The sequence below is a fragment of the Moorena sp. SIO2C4 genome (assembly GCF_010672485.1).
Classification (GTDB): domain Bacteria; phylum Cyanobacteriota; class Cyanobacteriia; order Cyanobacteriales; family Coleofasciculaceae; genus Moorena; species Moorena producens.
Map to the genome: position 1 here is coordinate 1 of NZ_JAAHGN010000430.1, position 6,063 is coordinate 6,063.

The window sequence follows — 6,063 nt, forward strand, 5'->3', positions numbered from 1 at the left end:
TGGTGAAGGATGAAGTATAAATTTATGAATTATGAAGTGGGAACTATTAAGTGGGAAGTTTAAGTCCTAACTGTTTATCAAGTTTTTAGTCAACCTTAAGTTAGCCATCGCTAAACCCATTTCATGGTTCATTCCTCCTGGTTCATCTTTTATCCTTCATCCTTCACCCTTGAACTTCAGGAGCTATTTCTTTGTCTCATCAGAGCTAGCTGTATTGTCTGCAGCATCCAGCATCCCATATTTCCGCATAAAGCGTTCAACTCGCCCTTCCGTATCAATAATTTTCTGGGTTCCTGTGTAGAAGGGATGATTACCAGACCAAACATCTACGTGAAGTTCTGGCTGAGTTGAGCCAACGGTCATCACAACTTCCCCGTTGCAATAGACTTTGGCTTCTGGGTACCACTCTGGGTGAATATCTGGTTTTGACATAGTTCCTCCTTTGATTTCTATTTTACTATATATTTAGCTAATTTTTCATTCCTATTTGTTAAATTATGGTAATGATATGCGCTAAGCACACGCTACTTGAGGTGCTATCAGCCCCTTAGCAGTCAGCTTTTCAATCCTGTCAAACTTAGGCATGTGGCTTAATATTGCCCATAAATTAGCTATTGTGGACAACCCTTAATCAGCTAATTTATTAGCTGATTTATTATTGCTTTTAGCTAAAATTTTATTCGGAATGGCTGATAGCTGATAGCTAAGGTCTGAATGCTTACAAATTTTTAATTACCATGTTGAATTTTAAATTAGCCAGCTGATAATTTATCGCTTCGAGTATTGGGGGGCTTTCCGAGCTTTTTTCAAGCCATATTTCTTACGCTCTTTTGACCGTGGGTCACGAGTCAAGTAGCCTTCTATTTTAAGAGGTTGGCGGTTTTCTGGGTCTAGTTCGCACAAGGCTCTAGCCACCCCTAGACGCACAGCATCAGATTGTCCCGTTAAGCCACCACCGTGGGCATTGACTAGGATATCATACTCATTTTCCAAACCTAAGGTTTCCAAAGGTGCTTTCAGGCTGGCTAGGTACATGGGGTTAAAGTTAAAGTAAGCGTCCCCTGGACGTTTATTAACAATCAACTGACCGCTACCGGGAACCAAACGGACTCTAGCAACTGATGACTTACGACGACCAGTTCCCCAGTAAACAGCGCGACCTGCTTGTTCTTCTGCTTGCATTAGTTTTAGCCTCCTGGAATTGTTTTAATAGTTAGTTCTTGGGGTTGTTGTGCTTCATGGGGATGGGTCTGACCAGTGTAAACTTTCAGCTTCTTGAAAAGTTGGCGACCCAGAGAGTTTTTAGGTAGCATACCCTTGACAGCTTTCTCGATAATTCTTTCGGGTATACGTGCTTGCAATTCGGCAAAGGTTTCTGTCTTCATACCGCCAGGACGACCGGAATGGCGGCGGTATAGTTTTTGGTCTCGTTTTCTGCCAGTTACCATAACTTTTTCGGCATTGACAACAATCACGAAGTCACCAGTATCCATGTGGGGAGTGTAAGTAGGTTTGTTCTTCCCCCGCAGAATAATGGCTATTTCACTGGCTAGTCGTCCTAGACGCTGGTTGGTGGCGTCTACAACGTACCACTTTTTTTCAATTGAGTCTTTAGTTGGTATGTGGGTTTTTTCCATCGGTTCAATCAATATCAGGTTTACGGTTGGGTTGAAAGGTTGTCTCTTGTAGCTTGGCCTTAAGGCCCACGCTACACAGGTTGTTCTAGCCCAAGGAGCCCTTGTCGGTTAGTAGGTTGACAGATTAAATTGAATGTTACTTATCTCTAGAAGTAGCCTTCAGGCTTGTTACCTGTCACCTTCACCCCCTCTTCAATCTTGTTACGTGTAGTCTTCAACCCGTCAATTGAGGTAATATAAATTTGGGTTGGGTATCATACCATATTTCTGGGAGAAAGGGGCATTCTGGGTAGCCAACCCTTAGCAAGCACAAGCCTTTGGCTGGAGAAGCGTGTTTCACCTTGTCCCGCTGTTGGTTAACCCAGATGTCAGTAAACTGTTCTGGGGTTAGCTTCCCTATTCCCACTTGTACTAGCATTCCTACCAACAGACGCACCATACCATATAGAAATCCGTTAGCTTGAATTTCTATATGAATAAATGGTCCATTGCGGTAACATTCGGCTGCTTGCACATTTACCCAGGAATGCGATCGCCCCGAGTTGCTTCGGTGAAAGGCTGCCAAGTGATGCTTACCCAGCAGTGGTTTTAAGGCTGCCTGGATCAGGGATTCATCAAGGGGAGCTTGATAATAGTGCCAACAAAAGGGTTGTACAAACAAGTTAGGGCAGGCGTCGGTATAGATTGTGTATCGATAACGACGCCAGATGGCACTAAACCGAGCATGCCAGTCTTGTGAAACTAATGCTGATGCTCGGACTAAGATATCCTCTGGCAGTCTACTATTGAGTATCGCTGCCCAGCGATGGGCTGGTATGGGACCTGTGGCATTAAAATGAGCGACTTGGGCAGCAGCGTGAACCCCTGTATCAGTACGACCAGCACCATATAGGGTTATGGCTCGCTGTTGCACGCTGGACAGAACTGTTTCGATTTCTGACTGAACACTGCGATGCTGGGGTTGTCGCTGCCAGCCATAAAAGTTATTACCCAGGTATTGAATAACCAGGGCAATTCGCTGGATAGCTTTAGCATCGTTGTCAGACATCATGGATTAAGGATTAACAATTGACATTTTTAATGGTTAATTGCTTTAATGGTTAATTGCCTCAGACTAGTTCAATAATAGATATTTCAGCATTATCACCACGACGCCGCACCGTGCGCAGAATTCGGGTATATCCGCCGTTGCGATCGCCATATCGCGCTTTAACCTCAGCAAATAGGGAGTGAACTAACTTTTTGTCGTAGAGATAGGCAATTGCCCTACGTCGGGATGCCAAGGAGCCATCCTTGGCCAGGGTAATCATTCGCTCCACCTCCGAACGAATGGCTTTTGCCCGAGCTTTAGTGGTAGTGATTCGACCATGACGCAGTAATTCAGTGGTCAGGGATCTCATCAGAGCCCGACGTTGATCTGCTGGCTTGCCCAGTTTTGGCACACGACGCCCGTGACGCATTTTTTAGCTTCCTCCTTTTTTTTGAACAAGATTTGCCTTTATTCCTAGGGTTTGGACTAGCTAATTGCTAATTGTCCAGTCCCTTAAGTTTAATTGTTGTGGTTAAGTCTTAGCGGATTTTTCGTGGGGCAGTGTAATTCCTAGACGTCGTTGCAGAGCTTCAATCACTTCTTCAGCCGACTTTTGACCAAAGTTTTTGATTTCTAGGAGGTCTTCCTGACTATAATCGAGCAAATCGGATACAGAGTTGATCTGTGCTCGTTTCAGGCAGTTGTAAGCCCGAACCGAGAGTTGTAATTCTTCGATTGGGATTTGGCTGGTCGGATCGTCATCATCACCATAGTCATCTTTAATAGATTCGAGATTAATATCCTTGAGAGGATTGAACAGATCCACCAGGGTCCCAGCCGCTTGAGATAAAGCTTCTTGGGGAGTTATACTACCATTGGTCCAGACCTCTAAAGTTAAGCGATCCTTTTCCAGAGCACCATCAATGCGAGTATTTTCAACGCTGTAATTTACTTTAGTCACCGGCATGAAAACAGAGTCAATCTGGAGGAAATCTACCGCTGTTGATTCATCATGCCCCCGTTCCACAGAGCGATATCCTGTACCCTTTTCGATGCGGAACTCCATTTCAAGCTTAGCCCCTTCTGCTAAAGTAGCAACATACTGACCTGGAGCAATAATTTCCACCTCCGAGGGCAAATCAAACTGAGCAGCTCTCACAGTGGATGGCCCAGTAATCATCACTCGACCTATCTGAGGTTGAGAGGTGTAGCTTTTGAGGACAACTTCCTTCATATTCAGCATAATTTCCAGGACATCCTCTCTGACTCCCTCAATTGTGGCAAACTCATTGTTTACGCCAGCAATCCTGACAGCCGTCACTGCTGCTCCTTCTAGGTTGGACAGCAAAACTCGTCTGAGGGCGTTGCCAACCGTTGTGCCTTGACCACGTTCGAGAGGCTCTAGGACAAATCTGCTATACTGACTTTGGTTCTTCAGTGTTTTGGATTCTACACACTCAATCTGAAACTGCGCCACAGAGTGACCTCCCTCTATTCATAAGACCCCTTTAACCGAATACAGGTTGAAGGGATAGTAAGCCAAAGGGTAAGGAGTTCCTTATGAACCTCCTCCTTTCAAGCTACTTTCCTTTCAACCTAACGGTCGCAAAAAATATACTCTTATACTCGACGCCGTTTGGGTGGACGGCAGCCGTTATGAGGAATTGGAGTTACATCCCTGATTAGGGTGATTTCCAGTCCGGCTCCTTGCAGGGCCCGAATAGCGGTTTCTCGACCTGCTCCTGGTCCACTCACCATCACTTCCACCTGACGCATACCTTGGTCTATGGCTCGTCGGGCAGCACTGTCAGCAGCGGTCTGAGCAGCGAAGGGAGTTCCTTTTTTTGCCCCCTTAAATCCACTAGAGCCAGCTGAAGCCCAAGAGACTACATCCCCTTTGGTGTCAGAAATGGTGACGATAGTATTATTGAACGTAGACTGGATGTATGCTATTCCATTGGGTACATTGCGTTTCTGCTTTTTTGTACCACCTTTTTTTGTTGGTCGCGCCATGTCACTTGACTTTACTCTATCGGTGATTGATTATCTTGGGGTTGAGTAACTTGAACAATTTTGTCCAAAGTCTTTTGTCCAAAGTCCTTTGTCCAAAGTGACTAACAGAAGGTCTCCTGGCAGTTACTTTTGACGAATGACCAATGACCACAAAGCTGTGGTGGATAGTTGAGCTGACTAGAGCTATTACTTCTTAGCCGGTGCTTTTTTCTTTCCAGCGATAGTCACTCGTCTACCGCGACGGGTACGGGCATTAGTGCGGGTTCGCTGTCCTCTCACGGGCAGTCCCATGCGATGACGACGTCCGCGATAGGTACCAATATCTACTAGGCGCTTGATGTTCATTGACTGCCAGCGCCTTAAATCCCCTTCCACCTGATAATTTTTTTCGACAGCTGCTCTGAGGGCAGCCACCTCAGCATCGGTCAAATCCTTAACCCTCGTATCTGGGTTAACTCCTGTTGCTGCTAAAATGTCTTTAGACCGCGACAGACCGATTCCATAAATGTAGGTCAGACCTATTTCTACACGTTTATCGCGAGGTAGGTCTACACTGGCAATCCGAGCCACGCTTGGTTCTCCCTTGACTGAAGTTTTGTGCTACAAATTAAATGTATGGATTAAGTGTATGGATTTGAGGTTTATCCCTGACGCTGTTTGTGTTTGGGATTCGGGCAAATCACCATAACTCGACCGTGGCGTCGAATCACGCGGCACTTTTCACACATTTTTCGGACAGATGGTCTAACTTTCATGCCTTTTTTTCTGGACAGAATGCAGTTGGTTATTATATCTTTTTTTTGGTTGACTTGTCAAATTTAACTTATTTTTCATAAAACAGAATCCGCTGCTAGTTTTACTTCTTACGCAGACGGTAGGTGATCCTGCCTTTGGTTAAATCGTAGGGGGTTAGTTCAACTTTGACCCGGTCTCCGGGCAGAATTTTGATGTAATTCCGACGGATTTTACCGGAAATATGAGCTAGGACATTAAAGCCATTGTCCAAGTCAACGCGAAACATGGCATTCGGCAGGGATTCAGTCACCGTGCCTTCCATTTCAATTAAGTCTTGTTTAGCCAAAGTGTTTTAACCTCAATACAACTATCCCCCTATGTTCTAAATTTTGATTATTTAATTCAGGGAGTCTTAACATATTTTATCAAATCCTAAATTATACCAACTAAACTAGTTTAAAACCAACTTTGGAGTAGCGCGGTCAGGGAAGCATTTTTCCCGTGGCCTAGCTCAAGGCATAGGTTACACCGGTCGAACCATTAGAATAACCATTAGTCTAAATTAGTCTAAGTATTAGGCTAGTGGTAAGGTATTCGCTACAATAGGGTCAGATGATGGCTTCCATGCCCCACGCAGGGGGTTTCCGC

10 protein-coding genes are annotated in these 6,063 nt (G+C 45.0%); all 10 read right to left on the reverse strand.

What is annotated here, in order from left to right; all coding sequences use genetic code 11:
- Positions 1 to 183: 183 nt before the first annotated feature.
- The 10 genes from rpmE to infA all read right to left on the reverse strand — a co-directional run bounded on the left by rpmE (position 184) and on the right by infA (position 5,761).
- Entirely contained in the window at positions 184 to 432 is a 249-nt protein-coding gene (rpmE, locus tag F6K20_RS21050) for a 50S ribosomal protein L31 (protein ID WP_287295923.1), read from the reverse strand.
- A 336-nt stretch (positions 433 to 768) separates the two neighbouring features.
- The gene (gene rpsI, locus F6K20_RS21055) at positions 769 to 1,182 is read right to left on the reverse strand and encodes a 30S ribosomal protein S9 (protein ID WP_008191157.1); all 414 of its coding nucleotides are present in this window, start codon (positions 1,180 to 1,182) and stop codon (positions 769 to 771) included.
- Positions 1,183 to 1,187: 5 nt separating this feature from the next.
- Complete coding sequence (gene rplM, locus F6K20_RS21060) at positions 1,188 to 1,637, reverse strand: 50S ribosomal protein L13 (protein WP_008191159.1); 450 nt, start codon at positions 1,635 to 1,637, stop codon at positions 1,188 to 1,190.
- A 214-nt stretch (positions 1,638 to 1,851) separates the two neighbouring features.
- Positions 1,852 to 2,685, reverse strand: coding sequence for a tRNA pseudouridine(38-40) synthase TruA (truA, locus tag F6K20_RS21065; RefSeq protein WP_008191161.1), 834 nt, complete (start codon positions 2,683 to 2,685; stop codon positions 1,852 to 1,854).
- A 61-nt stretch (positions 2,686 to 2,746) separates the two neighbouring features.
- Positions 2,747 to 3,097 carry a 50S ribosomal protein L17 gene (rplQ, locus tag F6K20_RS21070; RefSeq protein ID WP_008191162.1) on the reverse strand — a complete coding sequence of 117 codons (351 nt, stop codon included), beginning with the start codon at positions 3,095 to 3,097 and terminating at the stop codon, positions 2,747 to 2,749.
- Between the two features lie 102 nt (positions 3,098 to 3,199).
- A complete protein-coding gene (locus F6K20_RS21075) occupies positions 3,200 to 4,144 on the reverse strand; it encodes a DNA-directed RNA polymerase subunit alpha (protein ID WP_008191164.1) in 945 nt (314 codons plus the stop codon).
- 143 nt (positions 4,145 to 4,287) lie between these two features.
- Positions 4,288 to 4,680: a 30S ribosomal protein S11 gene (gene rpsK, locus F6K20_RS21080; RefSeq protein WP_008191167.1), complete on the reverse strand. Its 393-nt coding sequence runs from the start codon at positions 4,678 to 4,680 to the stop codon at positions 4,288 to 4,290.
- Positions 4,681 to 4,866: 186 nt separating this feature from the next.
- Positions 4,867 to 5,250 (reverse strand): 30S ribosomal protein S13, encoded by a 384-nt coding sequence (gene rpsM / locus F6K20_RS21085; protein ID WP_008191169.1) that lies wholly within the window; start codon positions 5,248 to 5,250, stop codon positions 4,867 to 4,869.
- Positions 5,251 to 5,321: 71 nt separating this feature from the next.
- Positions 5,322 to 5,435 carry a 50S ribosomal protein L36 gene (gene rpmJ / locus F6K20_RS21090; protein WP_071986986.1) on the reverse strand — a complete coding sequence of 38 codons (114 nt, stop codon included), beginning with the start codon at positions 5,433 to 5,435 and terminating at the stop codon, positions 5,322 to 5,324.
- Between the two features lie 101 nt (positions 5,436 to 5,536).
- A complete protein-coding gene (gene infA, locus F6K20_RS21095; protein ID WP_008191178.1) occupies positions 5,537 to 5,761 on the reverse strand; it encodes a translation initiation factor IF-1 in 225 nt (74 codons plus the stop codon).
- Between the last annotated feature and the right edge of the window lie 302 nt (positions 5,762 to 6,063).